Here is a 17,653-nt window from a genome sequence, read left to right on the forward strand (position 1 = left end):
GGCACTGGCGCACGGCGGCCGTCTCCGTATAATCAGGTCAGGCCCCGTGTCCTGCACGCCGCAGGGCACCACGCCGCATACGATTCGCCCGGTCGGGCATGTTGACTCGAAGGAGAATGAGCATGACGCGTACGATTGCTGCAGTGCTGCTGGTGGTGACCGCCGCGCTCGCCGGTTGCAATACCGTTGCAGGCGTGGGGCAGGACATTTCGAAGGGTGGCCAGGCAATCAGCGATACGGCTGAGAAGGCCAAATAAGCCGCCGGGTTCCGGAATGCAGAAGGCGCCGGGCCGTCCCGCGATTGCGGGGCGGCGCGGCGCCTTTTTTTCACGGTGCGTGGTGTGCGGTATCAGGCGGTTTCCACGAACGCGTAACGGCCCTCGACCTTGCGCGGCGTGAACCAGCCGAAGTCGGGGAACAGCCGGTTGCGGACGAACCAGACGTAGCCGACCAGGATGACGGTCACCCCGAGGGTAGGCAGCGCGGCTGATGGATCGCGGCCGAGATCGGCGATGGTCTTCGGTACCTGCAGCAGCGACAGAATGATGAACGCGTGATATGTGCCGACGCGATGGGTCGCGAAGCCCCAGATGAACAGCAGCGACAGCGGCACCGTCAGTGCGAGGAACAGCACCGCGGCGCCGACGCTGAGTGTGTCCACCAGGATGAGATAGGCGAGTGCGACGCTGATCACCAACTGCGCGATGCCGAGCCCGATCAGGACCCGCGTATGCACCTTGTTCTTCCTGCACAGCCCGGGGTCGGGGCGCGACGCGATCAGGCGCGCGAGCACGCGATCCTTGAGGCCCTGTCCGGCCAGCTCGGCCAGCACGTCGGCTTTCCTCGCACCCGCGGACAGCAGCGCCGCGATTCTTGTCTTGGCTTCCTTCTTGTTCATGGTGATGCGAATTATTGTTCGGTGGTTGTCGAATGGCCCGGCCACGCGAATATTGCATCTTGTGCGACAGTGCGCAACGATTTTGCCGCGGCCGGACACATTCCTACAGTCGCCGCGCACGCGGATCAATCGGTAGCGGTCGACGTGGATGCCGCCGGCCGCGCTGGCGACCTCGACCGTGCGTCCGTTGCGCGTGCCGGCGGCTCGCGCCGGCGTGTCGCGCCCACCAGCATTCCCGCGACGACGAGCGCGATGCCGAGGAGCCGCGTGCCGCCCAGGGGCTCGCCGAACAGCGTGACCGCGAACAGCACGGCCGAGACCGGCGCAACCGCCGTGAACAGCGCGGCTTCGGTGCCGCTCGTGCGCGCCGAACCCGCATACCAGCACAGATAGCCGAGCACGGTCGGCACCAGCGCGTAGTACACGATCGCCGACACCGCGCCGATATTCCAGTTCGTCGCCAGCGCGTGCCATTCGAACGCGGCCGGCACCAGTGCGAGCACGAAGCCGAGGCCCGACATCGCCGTCGACAGCGTGAGCGGCGGCAACGGTACCGACAGCCGCCGGTTGAGCAGGATGAACACGGCCTCGCATGCGACGGCGGCCAGCACCAGCGCGTCGCCGGCGAGCGTCCGGAGCGACGGCATGGCCTGGCCGGGCGCGAACGTGACCAACAGCACGCCGGCGGTGGCGAGCGCGGCCGCGCTCCAGTCGCGCCGCGTCTGCCGCTCGCGCAGCACGACCGCCGCGATCAGCGTCGACATCGCCGGCAGCGTGCCGAGCATCACGCCTGCATCGACCGGCGACGACAGCTTCGTGCCGCTGATCAGCAGCACTGTGTAGCCGACCCCGCCCGCCGCAGCCTGCACGACCAGCAGCACGGCGTCGCGTGCGGAGAGCCGCGGCCATCGCAGCCGCTGCGCCCGCATCAGTGCGAACAGCAGCGGGGTTGCGATAAGGAAGCGCAGCGCGGTGGCGGCGAACGGCGGCAGGCCTCCGGCCGCGAGGCGGCTCGCGATGACGGTGCTGCCGACGCCCGCCATGGCGGTGGCGAGATAGAGATAGCCGATCAGTCGTGTTTTCATGTGCCGCATGGTCGCGTGCGGCGGCGCGGGCGTCTTGAACGAAATTGCAGCGGCGCCGGCGAGCGGAGCGGGTGAGTGGAAGGGTATTGCGCTCGGTGTCTCCGGATGACCGGTGGCGCTGCCATCGAGCGCCAGCGCTGGTGCCGAACGGCGGCGATCGATGACATCGCGCCACGGCGGCGGCCGTGCCGGGACCGAGACGTCCGTCAGCCGGCCTGCGTGAATCGTCCCGGCGTGATCCCGAACTGGCGTGCGAACGCGCGCGTCAGGTGGCTCTGGTCGGCAAAACCGGCTTCGGCCGCGGCATCCGCGATCGGCCGGCCGCTCGCGAGCAGTGCCCGCGCCAGCCGCGTGCGCGACTGCACCAGGTACGCGTGCGGCGTGATGCCGAGTTCGCGTGCGAACCCGCGCAGCAACTGGAAGCGGCTCACGCCGCTCAGGCCGGCGAGTTCGGCCAGCGAGACGGATGCGGCGGGCGCCGCATCGAGCCGCTCGCGGGCCACGCGGATCGCCGGCGCGACGCCGGCGGTCGGCAGCGCCCGGTTCGAATGCCGCGCAAGCAGCCCGGCGACCAGTGTCACGAGCGCCTCGTCGCGGGCGAGCGGCATGGTATCTCCTGCGACGATTCGAGCATGCAACCGGCCGAACGCGGCCGCGAGCCGCGCGTCGCGCACCGCCGGATGCGCGAGCTCGACGCCGCCGAGGCCTTCTTCCGCCGCGACGCCCGCGACCAGCGCCGGCGCGAGGTACAGCATCCGCCAGCGCCGGGCCGTGCCCGTTCCGATCGGCATGCCGTCGTGCATCTCGCCCGGATTGACCATGATCGCGTCGCCGGCCAGCGCATCGACCTGCCCGCGGCCGCTCCAGGACCGGTGCGCGCCGCTGACGATCACGCCGACCCCGAATTCGTCGTGCGCGTGCCGCGGAAACGTGCGGTCGGACTCGAGGCTGATCGCCTCGATGCCTTCATCGGTCCGTCGGTAGTGGGTGACACGGTGCATGGGGGCTCCTCGCGCCGGCCGCGGCCGGATCACGTGCACTGTAGCGCGTTCCGGCGCCGCGCGCCCTTCATCCTTTTGGCCGATACCGTGCGGCGCGCGCAGCCCGCACCATGTGCACATGAGCAGCGTACACGGCCCGCCGGGCCTGAAGCTGCGCGGGAGACGGCAGGTGGAACGACAGGATCCGGTATTCATTCAGGTTGGCGCGCTCGCGGACGGCTTTGCGCCGGACGCGAACATCCTCACGCCCGTGAACGCGCTCGTCGGGCGGTCGCTGGCCCTTGGCGACGTAACGGGCGCATGGCGCGTCTATACGTTCGAGGCGGGTGCGCTGCAATGGCGCGATGCGGCGACCGACACGGGCGGCCGTGCGCCGTGCCGCGTCACGCGGCTGCGCGACGACCTGTACTTCGTCGACTACATCGATCCGGTGGCGCGCGCGACGTCCGTCAGCCTCGTGATCGACGTCGGCAGCGGCGTGTGGACGTCGGTGATCGGCACGCTGCCGACCGAGGCCGACACACATGTCGACGCGTTCACGCGCGTCGCGCGCGGGTTGCCGCTGACTGGCGTCGACGCGGCATTCCGGCACGGCACGCTCGGTGGCCATGCGCAGCCGGGCCCGCTGCATGGGCCCACGCGCGAACTGATCGGCAAGCGGACGATGTATCGCTACAGCCCGACCGAATGCTACGAGCACATCTACCTGAACGAGAACTTCTACGCATGGCAGTGCCTGCAGGGCGTCGAAGGCGGGCTGGCGGACGTGGATCGCTGCCATTACTTCAGGATTGCCGATGAACTGTATCTGTTCGTGTGGCGCGAAAAGGTGGTGCCGACGCTCGGCGTCGTGCTGATCGACCTCGCGCAACGCAAGACGGACGGCAAGATCTTCGGCTATCAGGGCGGCGACTTCGGCACGTTGTCGAACTTCCCGGTCGGCGCGTATGCGCAGGTGCTGAACGAAACCGTGCATCCGCTCGGCGGCGAGGCGCAGCGATGAACGCCGTGCCGGGCAGCGCCCGCCTGCGTGCGGATTTCAGCGGACGCGTCGTGCTGGTCACGGGCGCCGCGCAGGGGATCGGCGCGGCAATCGCGCGCCGTTTCGCGGAATCCGATGCGTTCGTCGCGCTCGCCGATCTCGACGGCGATGCCGCCGCCGCGCAGGCGGACGCGCTCGCCGGTGCGGGCGGCGATGCGCGCGCGTATCGCGTCGACGCCGCGAGCCGCGACGAACTCGGCGCGCTCGTCGCGACGGTCGAGCGCGACGGCGGCCGGCTCGACGTCGTCGTTCACAACGCTGCGTACTTCCCGCTGACCCCGTTTGCGCAGATCGACGAGCCGATGCTCGAGCGCACGCTGTCGGTCAACCTGTCGGCGCTGTTCTGGCTCGCGCAGGCCGCGCTGCCGGCGTTCGAGCGTGCGGGAGCGGGGCGGCTGCTCGTCACGTCGTCGGTGACCGGGCCGCGCGTCGTCTATCCGGGGCTCGCGCACTACGCGGCGTCGAAGGCCGGCGTGAACGGCTTCATCCGCGCGGCGGCGCTCGAACTCGCGCGTCGCAACGTGACGGTCAACGGCGTCGAGCCGGGGATGATCCGCACGCCGGCCGCCGGCAATCTCGGCGATGCGTCGGTCGCCGCGCAGATCGCGCGCGACATTCCGCTCGCGCGGATGGGCGAGCCGGAGGACATCGCGAGCGCGATGCTGTTTCTCGCGTCGGCCGATGCGGCGTACATCACCGGGCAGACGATCGTCGTCGACGGCGGCGCGACGCTGCCGGAGAGCGGGGCCGTGCTGGGCGACGGGTAAGCGGCGCGTGCGCGATCGTGCGATCGCGGCCGTCGAATGTGCCGGCCGCGGTGTCGTCGGCCGAGCCGCGCACCGTCGCGGCTACAGCCAGCCGTTGCGGATGAACTCCACGATCGAGTATCGGCGAGGTTCGAGTTCGTGCTGCCGCACGGTCTCGACGATCCGCGACACGCCGTCCGCGTAAGGCGACGCGCCGTACACGCGCGACTCGAACTGCAGGCTGCATGCGCCATCCTCGATGCGGATCCGGTGGAACGCATGGCGGCCGAGCTGATCGTCGGGAATCTGCAGGGCGTCGCGCTGTTCGTCGGGGTCGCGCACGGAGCGGATGTCCTGCGCCGGCACGCCGAGCGCCTGACCGATGCCGACCGCGGTGCCCGGCACGGACGTCTTGCTGGCCTGGTGCGACTCCGTCACGCTGATGCGGCAGTCGCGAAACAGATGGCCGCTGGTTTCCAGCATGCTCATGAACTTGAGCATCAGGATGTTCGTATTCGGACAAAGCACGACGGGGAAGTCGTGCGATCCGGTTTCGAGCTCGGAGCCGGTGGACAGCTCGACGAGCGGCGAGCCCGTTGCGCGGCAGAATTCGATCGCGGCAGGCAGCTCGCGGCCGGATCCGGCGTGCACGACGATCGAACGCGTATCGGTGCGTGCGGGGTCCGACCAGGGCGTCACGCGACAGGTTGCGGGATCGAGCCGGTGCGAGCCGAGCAGTTCGGTTGCCAGCTTGCCGGTGCCAACGACGAGTACTTGCATGGGATAGACGGGTTGAGGTTCGGGTTTCGTTACGGAAACGGCGCGGGCCGTTCAAGGACCCGGCGCGATCACGGGGCACCGCGCGGCGCACCGTGTTCGCGCATTATGCCCGGCCGTCGGCTGTCCGCTGTCCACCGTCCACCGTCCACCGTCCGCTGGCCGCTGGCCGCTGGCCGCTGCCTGCCGCTTACCGCCCACCGTCATGCGCGGTGCGCGCCTTCACGGCTGCGAATCAACCGAGCGGCTGCGTTGGCGGGGACGCATTGATCGCCGTGCGCGCGCAAGCATGAACGGCGCTACGCTGTCGAAACGCTGGCCACGCGCGTCCGTATCGGTACCGGCATCGCCTCGAACCACGTATCATCCAACCCCCTCGACCCAGGAGAGCACATCGATGGAACACGACCTGAAAGGCAAGGCAGTCGCGATCACCGGCGGATTCGGCCATCTCGGCGTCGCCACGGCCGCCTGGCTCGGCCAGCGCGGCGCGCGCGTCGCGCTGATCGGCCGCGGCGCGGCGCCGGACGCGCAGGCGCTGCCCGGCGTGCCGGCCGATGCGCTGCGCATCGGCGGCATCGACCTCGTCGATCCGCAGGCGGCTGCGCGCGCCCTTGAAGCGGTGAATCGCGAATTCGGCCGGGTCGACGCGCTGCTGAACATCGCGGGCGCGTTCGTCTGGCAGACGATCGCCGACGGCGACGCGGCCACGTGGGACCGCATGTACGAACTGAACGTGAAGACGGCATTGAACGCGTCGAAGGCCGCGCTGCCGTATCTGGTGACGAGCCCGGCCGGCCGCATCGTCAACATCGGCGCGGGCGCGGCGTTCAAGGCGGGCACCGGGATGGGTGCCTATGCAGCCGCGAAGGCGGGCGTCGCGCGGCTCACCGAGGCGCTGGCGGCGGAACTGCTCGATCGCGGCGTGACCGTGAACGCGCTGCTGCCGAGCATCATCGACACGCCGCCAAACCGTGCGGACATGCCGGATGCGGATTTCACGCGCTGGGTCCGGCCCGAGCAGCTTGCGGCGACGATCGGGTTCCTGCTGTCGCCCGACGCGCAGGCGATCACCGGCGCATCGATTCCGGTGAGCGGTCGCGTGGCGTAGTCGGGAGCGGGTTATCGCACTCGAGTGCGACGTCGGGGCATGCGAAATCGCGCACGCGCGATTTCCACGATCGCCGCGATTTCGATCAGATCCGGCCGTCGCCCTGGACCGCGGCCATCGAGAGGGCGCCGAATGGCGCCCGTCGTTCCGGCGGATTCACGGCTTCGGCCATGGCGCGGCTCATGTCCGTGGGGTGGATGCGCGGCTGCGCCCGGTGCGTGCCTGCATGCCGCCGACCATCACCGTATACTGGGCGTTCCACACCATATGACTGAAGCCGTGACCAAGCCTGCCTCCGCGGATACGCTCGCCGACGATCCGCGTCCGACCCCGCCCGAACAACCCGAACTGGAAGACTGCTGCAACAGCGGCTGCTCGCCGTGCGTGTTCGACCTGTACGACGAAGCGCTGGCGCGCTATCGCGTCGAACTGGCCGAATGGGAAGCACGGCACGCGCAACACAAGCATCATTAGCGAGCCCGTCGCCGACAAGCAGTCGCGCATGCCGCGATTCGCTGCCGGCGAGGGCTTCCCTGGCCGGCGTCGTCACGCGATGGCCCGCCCCCGCCGATGCATCGGTCCCAATGCGGCCGACAACGCGACGCACGCCAGCAGCACGGCCGTCAGCGCCCACATTGCCGTCCTGAACCCTTGTACGTAGTCGAGCGCACGCGGCTGCGTGCCGAGCCGCGCGAAGAACAGCCCGCCCAGCGTCGCGGCGCCGACGGCCGCGCCGATCTGCAGCATCGCGGTGACCATGCCGGACGCGACCCCGGCGCGCGCCGCGTCGACTTCCGCGAGCACGATCCGCACGACCGACGGCAGCACGAGGCCTTGCCCGATGCCGATCGCCGCGATACCCGCGTAAAAGCCCGGGCCGGGCGCATGATCGCCGGCCAGCGCGGCGGCGGTCGCGACCCCGGCCGCGAGCATCGCGAAGCCGAGCGTGAGCACGCGATAGCCGCCGAACCGCTCGACGAGACGCGGCATCAGCAGCGGGCTCGCGAGGAAGCCGATGCCGAGCGGCAGGATCGCCAGCCCCGACGCGAGCGGCGACCAGTTCAGGCAGCCCTGCAGATAGATGCCGTAGCTCAGGAAGAACGCGCTCAGCATGTAGAACAGGAACGCGAGCGTGAGCCCGAGCGCGACGACCGGATTGCGCAGCAGGCGCACGTCGAGCAGCGGATCACGGCCGCTGGCGAGCCGGCGCGCTTCGACCGCCAGCAGCGCGCCGAGCATCGGCAGCGCACCGACGACGCACGCGATCATCCACAGCGGCCAGCCCGCCTCGCGTCCGTGCGTGAGCGGATAGACAAGCATCAGCAGGAACAGCGACAGCAGCACCGTGCCGGGCACGTCGATGCGCTGGCCGCGCGGCGGCCGGCTTTCCGGGATGAAGCGCCAGCTGCCGAGCAGCGCGAGGATGCCGATCGGCACGTTGACCAGGAAGATCGCGCGCCAGCCGAGCCCGAACGGATGCAGGTCGATCAGCGCGCCGCCGCCGAGCTGGCCGATCACGGCCGCGAGGCCGAACACGAAACCGTAGAAGCCCATCACGCGCACCTGCTCCTGCGGGCTGAACACGCTGCGGATCGTCGCGAGCACCTGCGGCGCGAGGATCGCGGCGAACAGGCCCTGCAGCACGCGGCCGCCGACCAGCACCGCGCCGCTGCCGGCGAGCCCGCACAGCGCCGACGCGACGACGAACCCGGCCATCCCGATCATGAACATCCGCTTGCGGCCGTACAGGTCGCCGAGACGCCCGCCGGTGATCTGCACGACCGCGTTCGCGCACGCGTAGGCCGACACGACGAGCTGCAGCTCGGCCGGCCGCGCGCCGATGCCGTCGCGGATGGCGGGCAGCGCGAGATTCACGATGAAGTAGTCGAGCGGCGGCAGAATGGCGCCGACCAGCAGGACCACGAGCGCCCAGCCGTGATGGCTGCGCGGCGGTGCCGCGGCGGCCGCGCCGGCCGGCGCGCAAGGGGCGAGGGTGTTGTCGGTCATGAACGGAAATCCGGAAGAATGGCGGCCGCAACGCATGCCGAATTCCCGTGGAAACGGGTTCGGCGGGCCGTTGAACCGATATTCTGCGGACCGCCGATGAATCGGAAAAGCGGGAATTGGTGGTAGCATCCATCGGGTTATTCGATGGATGGAGAGGGCGATGCGCGGTTTCGACCTGGATCAGTTACGCACGTTCGCGGCGGTGGCGGATGCGGGCAGCCTTACGGCGGCTGCGCCGCTGCTGCATCTGTCACAGTCGACGGTCAGCGAGCAGGTGCGCAAGCTCGAGTCGCGCGCCGGCGTGCCGCTGTTCGTGCGCAGCAAGCGCGGCGTCGAGCCGACGCCGGCCGGCGCGCGCCTGCTGCAGCATGCGCGGCGCATCGTCGCGCTGAACGAGGCCGCGTTCGACGAAGTGCGCGGACAGGCGATCAAGGGCGAATTGCGCGTCGCGATCACCGACTACTACCGGACGCATGAAGTCGCGGGCCTGCTCGCGCGGTTGCGGGAGTGCTACCCGCAACTGAGCCTGCACGTGAGCGCGATGAAGAGCGCGGAGATCGAAGCTGCCCACGCGCGCGGGCAGATCGATCTCGGCGTCGTGATGAACCTGTCGAGCGGCCCGTTCCGGCCCGCGTCGGCCGATACGCGCTGGGTGCTGCGGCGCGAGCCGCTGTCGTGGGTCACGTCGCCCGCGCTCGCCGAGCAGTTGCCCGAGCCGTTGCCGCTCGTGCTGCTGCCGGACGACTGCATGATGCATCAGATCGCGGTGCGCTCGCTCGACGAGCAGCACGCGCCGTACGTGCTCGTGCACAGCGCGTCGGGCGTCGCGGGGCTGCAGTCGATGCTGGCGGCGGGGCTTGGCGTCGGCTGCCTGTGCGCGTCGGCGATCGGCGAGGGCCTCGTGCGGCTCGGCGCGAAATACCGGCTGCCGACGCTGCCCGACGCGGTGTTCTCGCTGACGCCGCCGATGCCGGGCGAGCGCGAGACGGTCACGCAGGCGCGCGAGGTGCTGTCGCGGCAGTTGCTGATGTGAAGCGTGAAGCACGCATGCGCGTCGGCGCAGCGGCACGTATTCGACGGGAGTCGGTACCGATGAAAATATCGAGAGATTTCGGGATCGTCGTTCGACGCGCGGCGCTGGTCGAGAAAGAGATCGACCTGTCCGCGCTCATGCGCGAATTCAATTTCGCCGACTGTTTCGACGAGTCGGACCGGCTGGTGTCGCTCGGCCCGTTCTTCGGCGGCGACGCCGCCGATGCGTGCATGAGGTCGCTCGAACGGCTCGGGCTGGTCTACTTCGACGATTTCTTCATCGTCGAGGAAACGTATCCCGGTTGGTGCGAGCTGGAAGCGTTCTGAACGTTGCGTAGCAGGGGGCGATACGCATGAACGACGAACTGAAAAGCGAGATGGCCGCGCGGTTGGCGCACGCGCTCGAGCGGGTGATCGACGAGCGCTCGCTGATCCGTTTCCTGCGCGTGCTCGGCCATGACTGGCACAAGGAGCGCCAGCTCGAGGCCGACTTGCCGCCGGCGCCGTATGCGGCCGCCGCGCTCGGCTGGGAAAACCGCTCGATCGGCGAGTACCTGGAGGCGATGGTCGACTGGGCCGAGGCGTCCGACGAGGGGCTGCGCTGCTACGACCTGCCCGACAACCCGTGGCGGCGCATGGCCGACATCCTGTTCGCCGGCAAGATCCACGAATAGCGCGCGCCGCGGCGATTTGCGTGCGCGGCGGGCGGGGAACGGCCTAGTCGGCCGTCCCTTCCGCATACCCACGCAGCCCGTTCGCCAGCGCATCGAATACGGCCCGGCAACGCGGGCTCGTCCGCAGATCCTCGTGCATGACCATCCAGGTTTCCAGTTTCGTCGCGGGCCCGTCCGGCAGCACGCGCACGAGCCGTGCATCGCGCTGCGCGAGCCGGTTCTGGCAGAAGCCGATCCCGTAGCCCGCGCGAATCATCGCGAGCTGCGCGAGATTGCTGTCAGTGCGCAGCGCGAACGCGTCGCGATTCCACAGCGGCATCCCGCGCCCCGCCGCGCGGATGAACGGCGTGACCGTATCGAAGCCGATCAGCGCGTGATGGGCGAGTTCGTCCGTCGATGACGGCGTACCGTTGCGCGCCAGATAGTCGTCGCGCGCATGCAGCCCGACTTCCAGCTCGCCGATGCGCCGCGCGACGAGCGCCTCCTGCGCGGGCGGCGCCATCCGCACCGCGATGTCGGCTTCGCGATTCAGGACGTCCTGGATGCGGTCGGTCGGCACCAGTTCGATCACGAGCCCCGGATGGTCGCGCCGCAACTGCGCGAGCATCGGCGGCAGCACCTCGACCGCGATCACGTCGCTGGCCGAGATCCGCACGGTGCCGCGCACGCCCGCGCCGTGGCTCGCGGCCGCGCGCTCGAACGCGGCCGCCGCGCTGCGCAGCGCCTCGGCATGGCCGCGCAGCGCCAGGGCCGCCTCGGTCGGCAGCAGCCCCGACGGCGAGCGCGTGAACAGCGTCTGGCCGAACGCGGCTTCGAGCGCCGCGACGTGGCGGCCGGCCGTCGGCTGCGTGATGCCGAGCGCGCGCGCCGCGGCCGACAGCGAGCCTTCCGTCAGCACGGCGAGGAAGGTGCGGTAGCGTTCCCAGTTCAGATCGATGGCCATGCATAAATGTATAGCCGATGCATCGGGTTCGGCAATTCCTTGTTAGGCTGCCTCGCGCCAGAATGGGTGCTGACAACGGTTCATTCACGGAGAACGGCAATGACGGCGAACGCAGGCGGGACGCAACGACAGGCACTCGTGCTCGGCGCGAGCGGAGGTATCGGCGGCGAGGTCGCGCGTCAGTTGCGCGATGCCGGCTGGCAGGTGCGCGCGCTCAAGCGCGGGCTCGACGCCGAGACCGTGGAGCGCGACGGGATTGCATGGCTGCGCGGCGACGCGCTCGACCGCGAGGCGGTGGTTCGCGCGGCGCGCGGCTGCAGCGTGATCGTGCATGCGGTGAATCCGCCCGGCTACCGGAACTGGTCGACGCAGGTGCTGCCGATGCTCGACAACACGATCGCGGCGGCGACGCTGGCGCAGGCCACCGTCGTGCTGCCGGGGACGGTCTACAACTATGGCCCCGACGCATTTCCGGTGTTGCGCGAAGAGGCGCCGCAGCATCCGGTGACGCGCAAGGGCGCGATCCGCGTCGAGATGGAGCGGCGGTTGCAGGCGACGACCGCGCAGGGCGTCCGGACGATCATCGTGCGGGCCGGCGATTTCTTCGGGGCGCACGCGGGCAACAACTGGTTCGGGCAGGCGCTCGTCAAGGCCGGGCGGCCCGTCGCGGCCATCAGCGTGCCGGGCCGGCCGGGCGTCGGCCATCAATGGGCGTACCTGCCGGACGTCGCGCGCACGATGGTCGAGCTGCTCGAGCGGCGCGACACGCTGGCGCCGTTCGCGCGCTTCCACTTCGGCGGTCACTGGGACGCGGACGGCACGCAGATGGCGCAGGCCGTGCGCCGCGTCGCACAGCGGCACGGGATGCGGCCGACGGTGCGGCGTTTCCCGTGGTGGCTCGTGTGGGGCGCGGCGCCGTTCGTCACGACGATGCGCGAGATGCTCGAGATGCGCTATCTGTGGCGCGAGCCGCTCCGGATGGACAACGCGCGGGTGACGGCGGTGCTGGGCCGCGAGCCGGTGACGCCGCTCGATACGGCGGTGGAGGCGACGCTGGCCGGGCTGGGCTGCTTGCGATGACGGCGAGCGCTGAAGGCGGGTGACGGGGCCGCGTGCCGGTCAGGCTCTTTATTGCCTGAGCATCCGCCACCGTCCTTTACGCGACAACCGGCAATACCTCGAGCTCATACCGGTGCCGCAGGCTGCGCCCGAGCACCGGATCGTGGAGTTCCATTTCGAACGCGTCACCGTCGCCCATCGCCGCGATCGCGCCGTGTACGGCGACCGTGCCGCCGAACATCGCGCAGCGCGCGGGCATCGTGCGCCGGTCGTCGAAGCGGTGCCACAGCGCGGCGGGCGCAAGCAGCCCGCTGACCGCGCCGTGCTGATATGCGACGCGCTCGCCGCCGGCTTTGATCCACCACGAACGCATCTCGATCGCGTCCCAATGATCGGCAACGTCCGCATGACGCCACGCGTCGCGGCCGAGCGGTTTCGCGCACACCTGTTTCGACACCGCGACGCCGTAGGCCTCGACTTCCCGATCCGTATGATCGGAGCCGACCGTCACCAGCGTGCCGACCGGGCTGTCGATCAGCACGCACTCGATCTCGCCGCCCGAGCGTGCGCCGAGCACGCCGATCGACGGCGCCTGCGTGAGCAGCGCGGACGACACGCGATAGAAACACGGCGTGGCCGACGGCGGCGCGACGCCGAGCGCCGCGAGTTCGTCGATGTGTGCGCGGATCGCGTCCGGATCGCGCCCGGCCCAGCCGGCGATCACGACACGTTCGATCTCGACGTCGACCTGGGCGGGCGCGCCTTGCAGGGACATCACGTTGAACGACAGGGCTTGCATGCGGGTATCCGTTCGAAGTGCGAATGAGTGAAACGACCGGCGGGGATGTTCAATCCGCGAGCGGCCGGTGCGCGGTCTCGCGCGCGGCCAGCAGCGCGATCGACGTGACGACGAGCGCCGCGGTGACGTACAGCGATACGGCCGTCGTCGTGCCCGTCTGGCGGAACAGCGTGGCGATCACGAGCGGTGCGAAGCCGCCGCCGGCGATGCCGGCGAGCGTGTAGGCCAGCGACGAGCCCGCATAACGCACGCGGGTCGGGAACTGTTCGGTGACGAACGCGCCTTGCGGGCCGTACATCACAGCATGGATCACGAGGCCGATCGCAACCGCCGCGACGATCGCGCCCGGCCGCGCCGAATCGAGCATCGCGAAGAACACGAACGCCCACACGATCCCGGCGATCGCGCCGGCGAGGTATACCGGACGGCGTCCGAAGCGGTCCGACAGCGCGCCGAAGAACGGCACGGCGAGCGCGTTGCAGGCCGTGCCGATCATCACGGCCGTCAGCGCGACCGGCCGCGACAGGTGCAGCACGGTCGTCACGTAGGTCAGCGTGAACACGACGATCAGCGCGTACAGCACGTCGGAGCCGATCCGCGAGCCGCCGGCGATCAGCAGGCGCCGCCAGTGACACTTCAGCACTTCGGCGACAGGCACGTCGGCGGTCGCGTGCGATTCGGCGAGCTGCTCGAACTGCGGCGTTTCGTCGACGCCGCGCCGCAGCCAGAAACCAAATACGACGAGCAGCGCGCTGGCCGCGAACGGCACGCGCCAGCCCCACGACAGGAAGGCGTCGGACGTGGTGGAGAGCGTCACGAGCGCGATGCAGCCGGTGCCGAGCAGCGTGCCGAACGACGGGCCGATCTGTGTCCATGACGCGGACAGTCCGCGCCGTTTCTGGTCGCCGTGCTCGACCGACAGCAGCACCGCGCCGGCCCATTCGCCGCCGAGCGCGACACCCTGCACGAAGCGCAGCGCGACGAGCAGGATCGGGCTCAGGATGCCGGCCTGCGCATAGGTCGGCAGCGCGCCCATCAGCGCGGTCGTGACACCCATCAGCACGAGCGTGAGCATCAGCACGGCGCGGCGGCCGATGCGGTCGCCGAGGTTGCCGAACACGAAGCCGCCGAGCGGACGCGACACGTAGCCGACCGCATAGGTCGAGAACGCGAGGATCGTGCCGGCCAGCGGATCGACCGACGGAAAGAACAGGTGGTTGAAGACGAGCGCGGCGAGCGTGTTGTAGATCGTGAAGTCGTACCACTCGAGCGACGTGCCGATCATGCTCGCGGTCGCGAGTCGGCTGTTGCGGACGCGGCGGGGCGCGTGGGCGGCGGGCTGGGCGAAAGTGCTCATGGTGTCGGGCATGTCGTGAAGGAGGACGGGGGTGACGCGCGGGGACCGATGCGCGGGCCGCGTGCGGATCACGGACGGCGCGGCCGGTGGCGGCGTCGGCGTTCAGGCCGGCAGCGCGGAGGCGGCCGGTTCGGCTTCGGCGTCGCGACCGGCGGCCGGCTGCGGCGCGGCGGCGCGCCACAGCAGGTCGAAGGTGCGCACGTCGTCGTGACCGGCGATCGCGGCGGCGACGCGGCGCGTGGCCGCGGCATCGCTGCCCTCGATCAGCACGAGCGCGTCGGCGGCCGGACGCGCGGCCGCGTCGGCGCCGATCGGCGCGGACAGGTCCGGCGCGGTGCGGAACAGCCGGGCCGCGTGGATGCCCGGTTCGTGCAGCGCCGCGTCGAAGCGCTCGCGCAGGTGCGGCACGTCGACGCGCTCCGGCGGCAGCACGAACAGCGCGAGATGCACGCCTTCGCCGTCGCCGGCCTCGATCGTCAGGTCGCCGACCCGCCGCTGCGTGCCCGTCATCCGTTCGAAGTTCGCGAGCGACCACGCGGTCTGCTGCGTGAACGCGCGCCGGTACGCGTCGCTATGGAATACGTCGAGCGTGTCCGTCACGTACAGCGCGAGGTACTTGCGCGGGCCGCCGTCGGTCGCGCGAAACCGCCGCGCATGCGTGAAGCCGGGAATCGCGACACGCTCCTGCATGTGCTCGCGGTCGTACCACGCGTTGAAATCGGCTTCGTGCGCGGGATCGATGTCCGTCCAGACGCAGAGCTGGCCGTGCGGAAGGGAAAGGCGGGACATGGCGGGTTCCTTGTGACGGGGTGTGTCAGGAACCGCAGTGTCCCGAAGACGGGCCGCACCCGTCCAACAAGAAAACAAATTCGCGGTGAACAGGTTTTCTTATGGGCGGCGCGGGCGGCGTTTCGCCGGGGGGGCGGGCGACGCGGATTTCGGGGTGCGTCTTGCCGACGCGGGTCGGGCTCTTTTCGCCGGGCAGGCGGGGGACTCGTCGACGATGTCGGCCCCGGCCCCGGCCCCGGCCCCGGCCTCGGTCTCGGTTTCGGTTTCGGTTTCGGTTTCGGCCTCGGCCTTTGCCGATGCGGCGGGCTTCGCATGACTGGAAGCCGCCGGCATCGCGCGCGCGACCTCGCTCGCCAGTTCCGCGATGCGCGCGGCAACCGGCAGGCCCTGCGTGCGATACGACGCGACGAGCGGCAGCGCGGGGAATTCGGGTTCGACGTCGAGCAGTTCGAGCGCGCCTTCCTGCAGTTCGCGCCCGATGATCGCAGGCGGCAGCGCGGCCACGCCGAAGCCGTCGGCGACGAGCCGGATCATCGCGGCGACCGACGTGATGCAGTTGATGCTGGCCGGCCGCTCGACGGCCGCGAACAGACGCTCGATCGTCGCGTGCGGGCCCGAGTGGCGCGAGAAGCTGATGATCGGGTACGCGGCAAGCCGCGCGACGTCGAGCCGTTCGCCGCCGAGCCCGAGACGCGGGCTCGCCGCCCAGCGCACCGGGAATTCGCACAGCGGCAGGTTCGTGAAGTCGGGGCCCGGCACCGGGTCGGTCTGCAGGATCAGGTCGACGCCGTCGGTGCTCAGCAGGCGGATCAGGTGCAGTGTCGTGTCGCTGGTGATCTCGACGTCGAGGCGCGGATAGCGCTCGCGCAATTGCGCCATCAGTGCCGGAAACCAGCTGTGGACGATCGACTCGATCACGCCGATCCGGATCAGCCCCGCGTCGCTCGCCGCGTCGATGTCGCGCCGCATCTCGCTGTCGAGCCGCACGATCCGCTCCGCGTACGCGAGCATGCGCCGCCCCGCGGGCGTGAGCGTCGCCGAGCGCGTGTTGCGGTCGAACAGCCGCACGTCGAACGCTTCTTCCAGCGACGCGATGCGGCTCGACACGGCCGCCTGCGTCGTGTGCAGTTTCTCGGCCGTGAGCCGGAAGTTCTCCAGCTTCGCGAGCCAGACGAAGGTTTCAAGAAACCGGATGTTCATCGAATGCCGATCGGGGAGGCAGGGCCGCGCGGGGGCGGCGGGATCGGTCGATGTTAGCGGATTTCCGGGGTGGGAAGCGCGCGCGGCGTGGTGCATGCGCCGGGCGAGGGAACAGGCGGTCGCGTACCGGCGGCGAGCGCGGCCGCCCGTCACGATGCGCGCGCGGGCGATGCGTCCCAGTGCAACGAAGATGCGTCGTGCGGGCGGCGTATCCCCATGCATCAAAGCGTGTCGAACGCGAGCGTCGGCACGTCGACGACCGTTGCGCCGCCGTCGGCGACGAGCGTCGCGCCCGTTACGAACGACGCATCCGGTGATGCCAGGAATGCGCATACGGCCGCGATCTCGTCCGGATCGGCCGCGCGCCGCAGCGGCACGTCGGCGCTCACGCGGGCATACGCGCCGTCGAGCGTGTCGCCGTATGCGGACATCAGCGGTTCCATTTCCGCATCGGCCATCGGCGTGCGGACCCAGCCCGGGCACACCGCGTTCGCGCGCACACCGTGCGGCCCGTAGTCGCGTGCCAGTGATCGCGCGAGCCCGAGCAGCGCATGCTTGCCGACCGTATAGCCGCATACGCCGGGCCCGGCCGCGAGCGCGGCGATCGACGCGACCAGCACGAGGCTGCCGCGCTGCGCGATCAGGTCGGGCAGGCACGCGCGTGCGCTGACGAACGCGGTGTCGAGGTTCGCATGCAGCGCGTCGCGCCATTGCGCGTCGTCGGTTGCGTCCGCGCGACCGAGACCGTGGCCGCCCGCGCACGCGACGAGCGCATCGACGGGGCCGAACCGCCCGGCGATCTCCGGCAGGAAGCGGGCCCAGTCGGCCGTGCTCGCGGCGTCGCCGGCGAGCGCGAGGCCGCCCGTCTCGGCGGCGAGCGCGTCGAGCGGTGCGCGGCGCCGCCCGATCAGTACGACGCGGTCGCCGCGGGCGGCGAAGCGGCGCGCGCACGCGGCGCCGATGCCGGTGCCGGCGCCGGTGAGCGCGATCGTACGGGGTTGCGGGTGCGTCATGTCGTTCTCCGTAAGGGGGGCGTTTCCGGTCACTTTAGGCGGCACGGATGAATGCCGGTATCAGCCGAAAGGATGAACGTGAATGAGGGGCGACGGCCGGCGATGACGTCACGCCGCACG

The 17,653-nt window shown here is 70.3% G+C and carries 20 protein-coding genes and 1 pseudogene; 9 read left to right on the forward strand and 12 right to left on the reverse strand.

Features of this window, described 5'->3' with window-relative positions; translation table 11 throughout:
• Positions 1-122: 122 nt before the first annotated feature.
• Positions 123-257, forward strand: coding sequence for an entericidin A/B family lipoprotein (locus tag NQV17_RS04725; protein ID WP_006752948.1), 135 nt, complete (start codon positions 123-125; stop codon positions 255-257).
• Between the two features lie 92 nt (positions 258-349).
• On the opposite strand, the gene NQV17_RS04730 is transcribed toward NQV17_RS04725, so the two are convergent.
• From NQV17_RS04730 to NQV17_RS04740, 3 genes are all read right to left on the reverse strand, one after another.
• Positions 350-898, reverse strand: a complete 549-nt coding sequence (locus tag NQV17_RS04730) for a permease (RefSeq protein ID WP_257769318.1) — start codon at positions 896-898, stop codon at positions 350-352.
• Between the two features lie 125 nt (positions 899-1,023).
• Positions 1,024-1,983 carry a DMT family transporter gene (locus NQV17_RS04735; RefSeq protein WP_257769320.1) on the reverse strand — a complete coding sequence of 320 codons (960 nt, stop codon included), beginning with the start codon at positions 1,981-1,983 and terminating at the stop codon, positions 1,024-1,026.
• A gap of 206 nt (positions 1,984-2,189) precedes the next feature.
• Positions 2,190-2,984, reverse strand: a complete 795-nt coding sequence (locus NQV17_RS04740; RefSeq protein WP_257769322.1) for an AraC family transcriptional regulator — start codon at positions 2,982-2,984, stop codon at positions 2,190-2,192.
• Positions 2,985-3,153: 169 nt separating this feature from the next.
• Between NQV17_RS04740 and NQV17_RS04745 the strand changes: the two genes are divergently transcribed.
• On the forward strand, positions 3,154-3,987 hold the full coding sequence (locus NQV17_RS04745; protein WP_257770251.1) for a molybdenum cofactor biosynthesis F family protein: 834 nt from the start codon (positions 3,154-3,156) through the stop codon (positions 3,985-3,987).
• Positions 3,984-4,793: an SDR family oxidoreductase gene (locus NQV17_RS04750; RefSeq protein WP_257769324.1), complete on the forward strand. Its 810-nt coding sequence runs from the start codon at positions 3,984-3,986 to the stop codon at positions 4,791-4,793. Before NQV17_RS04745 ends, NQV17_RS04750 begins: the two co-directional genes overlap by 4 nt.
• Before the next feature lie 81 nt (positions 4,794-4,874).
• On the opposite strand, the gene NQV17_RS04755 is transcribed toward NQV17_RS04750, so the two are convergent.
• Positions 4,875-5,552 (reverse strand): dihydrodipicolinate reductase C-terminal domain-containing protein, encoded by a 678-nt coding sequence (locus NQV17_RS04755; RefSeq protein ID WP_257769332.1) that lies wholly within the window; start codon positions 5,550-5,552, stop codon positions 4,875-4,877.
• A 394-nt stretch (positions 5,553-5,946) separates the two neighbouring features.
• Between NQV17_RS04755 and NQV17_RS04760 the strand changes: the two genes are divergently transcribed.
• Positions 5,947-6,660, forward strand: a complete 714-nt coding sequence (locus NQV17_RS04760) for an SDR family NAD(P)-dependent oxidoreductase (RefSeq protein WP_257769334.1) — start codon at positions 5,947-5,949, stop codon at positions 6,658-6,660.
• Between the two features lie 88 nt (positions 6,661-6,748).
• Here the strand turns inward: NQV17_RS04760 and NQV17_RS04765 are convergent.
• A pseudogene (locus NQV17_RS04765) lies at positions 6,749-6,844 on the reverse strand (RidA family protein); the annotation flags it as partial.
• 95 nt (positions 6,845-6,939) lie between these two features.
• Between NQV17_RS04765 and NQV17_RS04770 the strand changes: the two are divergent.
• Complete coding sequence (locus tag NQV17_RS04770) at positions 6,940-7,134, forward strand: oxidoreductase-like domain-containing protein (protein WP_374692674.1); 195 nt, start codon at positions 6,940-6,942, stop codon at positions 7,132-7,134.
• 72 nt (positions 7,135-7,206) lie between these two features.
• On the opposite strand, the gene NQV17_RS04775 is transcribed toward NQV17_RS04770, so the two are convergent.
• Positions 7,207-8,667 (reverse strand): MFS transporter, encoded by a 1,461-nt coding sequence (locus NQV17_RS04775; RefSeq protein WP_257769338.1) that lies wholly within the window; start codon positions 8,665-8,667, stop codon positions 7,207-7,209.
• A gap of 160 nt (positions 8,668-8,827) precedes the next feature.
• Between NQV17_RS04775 and NQV17_RS04780 the strand changes: the two genes are divergently transcribed.
• Genes NQV17_RS04780 through NQV17_RS04790 form a run of 3 tightly spaced genes read left to right on the forward strand, consistent with a single transcriptional unit; the run spans position 8,828 to position 10,373 of the window.
• Positions 8,828-9,700, forward strand: coding sequence for a LysR family transcriptional regulator (locus NQV17_RS04780; protein ID WP_044846723.1), 873 nt, complete (start codon positions 8,828-8,830; stop codon positions 9,698-9,700).
• 59 nt (positions 9,701-9,759) lie between these two features.
• Complete coding sequence (locus tag NQV17_RS04785) at positions 9,760-10,026, forward strand: hypothetical protein (protein ID WP_257769341.1); 267 nt, start codon at positions 9,760-9,762, stop codon at positions 10,024-10,026.
• Positions 10,027-10,052: 26 nt separating this feature from the next.
• Positions 10,053-10,373: a hypothetical protein gene (locus tag NQV17_RS04790; RefSeq protein WP_257769343.1), complete on the forward strand. Its 321-nt coding sequence runs from the start codon at positions 10,053-10,055 to the stop codon at positions 10,371-10,373.
• Positions 10,374-10,416: 43 nt separating this feature from the next.
• Here the strand turns inward: NQV17_RS04790 and NQV17_RS04795 are convergent, their stop codons facing one another.
• A complete protein-coding gene (locus NQV17_RS04795) occupies positions 10,417-11,316 on the reverse strand; it encodes a LysR family transcriptional regulator (RefSeq protein WP_257769356.1) in 900 nt (299 codons plus the stop codon).
• 99 nt (positions 11,317-11,415) lie between these two features.
• Between NQV17_RS04795 and NQV17_RS04800 the strand changes: the two genes are divergently transcribed.
• Positions 11,416-12,396: an NAD-dependent epimerase/dehydratase family protein gene (locus tag NQV17_RS04800; RefSeq protein ID WP_257769359.1), complete on the forward strand. Its 981-nt coding sequence runs from the start codon at positions 11,416-11,418 to the stop codon at positions 12,394-12,396.
• A 76-nt stretch (positions 12,397-12,472) separates the two neighbouring features.
• Here NQV17_RS04800 and NQV17_RS04805 read toward each other — a convergent pair whose 3' ends face one another.
• From NQV17_RS04805 to NQV17_RS04825, 5 genes are all read right to left on the reverse strand, one after another.
• Positions 12,473-13,174: a DUF2848 domain-containing protein gene (locus tag NQV17_RS04805; RefSeq protein WP_257769361.1), complete on the reverse strand. Its 702-nt coding sequence runs from the start codon at positions 13,172-13,174 to the stop codon at positions 12,473-12,475.
• A 49-nt stretch (positions 13,175-13,223) separates the two neighbouring features.
• On the reverse strand, positions 13,224-14,543 hold the full coding sequence (locus NQV17_RS04810; RefSeq protein WP_257769363.1) for an MFS transporter: 1,320 nt from the start codon (positions 14,541-14,543) through the stop codon (positions 13,224-13,226).
• Positions 14,544-14,633: 90 nt separating this feature from the next.
• Positions 14,634-15,320, reverse strand: coding sequence for a DUF4286 family protein (locus tag NQV17_RS04815; RefSeq protein ID WP_257769365.1), 687 nt, complete (start codon positions 15,318-15,320; stop codon positions 14,634-14,636).
• 99 nt (positions 15,321-15,419) lie between these two features.
• Positions 15,420-16,520: a LysR family transcriptional regulator gene (locus NQV17_RS04820; protein ID WP_257769367.1), complete on the reverse strand. Its 1,101-nt coding sequence runs from the start codon at positions 16,518-16,520 to the stop codon at positions 15,420-15,422.
• Between the two features lie 221 nt (positions 16,521-16,741).
• Complete coding sequence (locus NQV17_RS04825) at positions 16,742-17,533, reverse strand: SDR family NAD(P)-dependent oxidoreductase (RefSeq protein ID WP_257769369.1); 792 nt, start codon at positions 17,531-17,533, stop codon at positions 16,742-16,744.
• Positions 17,534-17,653 lie beyond the last annotated feature (120 nt).

The sequence above is a fragment of the Burkholderia sp. SCN-KJ genome (assembly GCF_024656005.1).
Taxonomy (GTDB): domain Bacteria; phylum Pseudomonadota; class Gammaproteobacteria; order Burkholderiales; family Burkholderiaceae; genus Burkholderia.